Source organism: Thermoplasmata archaeon (assembly GCA_015063285.1).
Taxonomy (GTDB): domain Archaea; phylum Thermoplasmatota; class Thermoplasmata; order Methanomassiliicoccales; family Methanomethylophilaceae; genus Methanoprimaticola.
This window is the reverse complement of record SUST01000033.1, coordinates 1-2,801: the sequence shown is the minus strand read 5'-3', so window position 1 is coordinate 2,801 and position 2,801 is coordinate 1. Positions and strand designations below refer to the sequence as shown.

Annotated in this window: 3 protein-coding genes; 1 reads left to right on the top strand and 2 read right to left on the bottom strand. The window is 52.7% G+C overall.

All coding sequences use genetic code 11. The features are described 5' to 3' along the window. Positions 1-574: 574 nt before the first annotated feature. The gene (locus E7Z62_09035; GenBank protein MBE6523246.1) at positions 575-1,465 is read right to left on the bottom strand and encodes a DUF362 domain-containing protein; all 891 of its coding nucleotides are present in this window, start codon (positions 1,463-1,465) and stop codon (positions 575-577) included. Between the two features lie 139 nt (positions 1,466-1,604). Here E7Z62_09035 and E7Z62_09030 point away from each other — a divergent pair, with 139 nt between their 5' ends. Then, on the top strand, positions 1,605-2,417 hold the full coding sequence (locus tag E7Z62_09030; GenBank protein ID MBE6523245.1) for a hypothetical protein: 813 nt from the start codon (positions 1,605-1,607) through the stop codon (positions 2,415-2,417). Here E7Z62_09030 and E7Z62_09025 read toward each other — a convergent pair. After that, on the bottom strand, positions 2,409-2,801 hold a 393-nt coding region (locus tag E7Z62_09025), incomplete at its 5' end, for an RNA methyltransferase (protein ID MBE6523244.1). The two genes, E7Z62_09030 and E7Z62_09025, sit on opposite strands and share 9 nt — an antisense overlap.

The following is a 2,801-nucleotide window of genomic DNA, read 5'->3' as shown; positions in this document are numbered from 1 at the left end:
AGCCGGGCATGCAGTTCTGTCCCCAGTGCGGGAAGGTCGTCAGCGGTTCTGCTGCCGACCAGGAGATTCAAGAGCAGTCGAAGGAGTTCATGGCCGTCCTTTTGGAATCCAAGAGGATCTGGCTGATGTTCTTCCTGGCGGTCTATGCGATACCTGCGCTCATCGCCGCGATCTTCACACTGATCGATGCATCCAACATCGCAGCCTCGGTATGGGCCAGCGACGAGTTCCAGAAATGGCTCACCAACCACGGATTCAACTACACCCAGGCCGACATCCAGAATTACATCACCTATGCGGGTGCGATGGCCCTCGTCAGCGCTCTCAGCGCCGGCGTCAGTCTGTTCTGCGTCTACATGAGGAAATACTGGATCGTGGCCGTTGCGGCATGTATCCTGGCAGCAGTGCTCTGCTTCTGGTCTGTCTTCGGTATCATCATCGGATTCATAGTCGCATGGATGATCATCGGTGCAAGGGATCTTTTCGTGGATCAGCCTAAGGCAGCAGAAGAGTGAAATCGATTCGATAAAACGATTTAAGAAGGGCCGGGAGACCGGCCCTTGAGTGTTTTTTTTCAGAGTTCGATGAGTTCGTAATCGCGGGAACCGATTCCCAGTTCCTCAGCGGCCTCAACGGTGTGGAATCCGTTCTTGCTGTTGACCCTCTCAAGGAAATGGTCCCTGCCGGGATCGTCCGAGTTCTTCACAAGGTCCAGACAGGCCTGGTCGATGGCAACGGGATCCAATGAAGCGAGTATCCCGATGTCCTTCATGCAGGGGGCCTCTGGACTGACCACGCAGTCGCAGTCCACTGAGAGGTTCTTCATCACGTTGATGAAGGCGATGTTCTTCCCGAAGTGCCTGACCACGGACGATGCGGCATCGGCCATAGCCTCGGGGAATCCCTTCTCGTCACCGTGGACATCCCAACATCCGATTATGTCCGTGGACCTTCCGCAGGAGTGGATGTATGCCTTTCCGGCACTGGATGCGCATCCTATCGAGAGCTGTTTCAGTGCTCCGCCGTACCCTCCCATCGGGTGTCCTTTGAAATGTGCCAGCACCAGCATAGAATCATAGTTGTCGATGTGCTTTCCCACAAGGTTCTTCTTTATCTGCTTCCCATCGGGGATGAACAGTTCCTTGTCGGGCCCCTCTGAATCCATGAGGTCCACTTCGAACAGTTGGCTCCATCCGTGGGATGCGAGCAGTTTGAGATGGGATTCCGTGTGATCGCGTACGCCTCCGAACCTGTCGCCGTATGCCGTGTTGCATTCGACGATGGTACCGTTCATCCTGTCGACCATCGGTTTCCAGAATTCCGGTCTCAGGAAGTTCGTGTTCCCTTCCTCGCCTGAATGGATCTTCACAGCGACTTTCCCCTCGAGGTCTATGCCGAGTGCCTCGTACATATCGATCACCATCTCGGGGGAGATCTCCTTGCTGAAATAGACTTTGGACTTCATGCGTTCACCATTGCTTAAAATGACCATTTTTTTGGGATGTTAAAAAGATTTGTAACGTTTTTTCAAAGTGCTTATCATTGCAGTATATCCTGCTCTCAGACAGTGGGTTTTACATCCAAGCTACTGCATACGGTATGATATGGAAGATGATGTCGCTGTGATAGTCTGCGGGGGCGCAGCAAAGAATGCCTTCGGCATCATCAATTCAGAGGACAGGAATCCTTGGGACCTGTACGACATTTCTGAGAAGGAGTTCGGACATCATTTCGATGTGCTCTCCAATTCATTTTCTACTATCCCTATCGATGATAATGAGAAGATCATGGAGGCGCTTGATGACAAGCGCATCTGTCTGACCTTCACGATTCTCGGAGGAGAGCTGGGAACGGATGTGGTTAAGGATGTCATCAAATGCGCCAGGGAGAAGGGCTGCAAGGTCGTTTCCGTATTCGGAATACCTATGGATTTCGAGAAGGAACGCCGCGAGAGGGCCTTCAGCAACCTCCACAGCGTCGTGGCATTATCGGACTGCACCCTGGTAGCCGATATGCAGAAGTCCTTCGAGGTCAATCTCGAATACAACAAGGACAAGCAGTGGACAACGTTCCTAAGGAACAGCGACAGCATCATGAGGAATTCCATAAAGGCAATCGTGGATTTCATGCAGGGTCCCTTCTTCTCAGTCTTCGTGGAGAATCTGTATTCCTTCGTCCCGTCCTATGACGTGCTGCCCGTGAATGCGGTGATCAGGTCCTGGGATCAGATGATGTTCGACAATGGTCGCGCGACGGATAAATCCGTGATAATGCTGGGATCCAATGTGAAATCCGCGGAGATAGAGGACATAAGGAGCAGGGTTGCGATAATGTGCGGAACATTGCCTGAAATCGTCATCCGCGAGGATTCGGACGATTCCAAGGTCATGATCTTCAGGGCCGTCAGGTCATTCTGACTTGTCCTTCTTCCAGGACTTCCCGTATTTCAGGTATTTTGCGGCATCTCCGAACACGCCCATGAGCGTGTTGTACTCATACTTCGTAGGTATGGCACGGCCCATCATCCTCCTGAACATGATGGTGGTGTAGGGGCGCCTCTCCTTGGGATAATCGATACCGTCCAGAAGGTCACCGAAGTATGAGAACATCATCTCCTTCTCCCTCTTGTCGGCGGGCTCCGGCCTCCTTGGTTCGGTGTGCATGGCCATGAAGAACTCGTATAGGACGGTGTGAGTGGCGTGCGACAGGTTTAGGATGGGGTATTCCTCGCTGGCGGGGATGGTTATCAGGACATCGCAGTAGTTCAGCTCCTCCTGGAGAAGTCCGATGTCCTCCCTTCC

Excerpts from the sequence above, each read along its gene's own strand:
- E7Z62_09030 (MBE6523245.1), top strand. The coding sequence starts at position 1,605 with ATGGAAGATGATGTCGCTGTGATAGTCTGCGGGGGCGCAGCAAAGAAT.
- E7Z62_09035 (MBE6523246.1), bottom strand. The coding sequence starts at position 1,465 with ATGAAGTCCAAAGTCTATTTCAGCAAGGAGATCTCCCCCGAGATGGTG.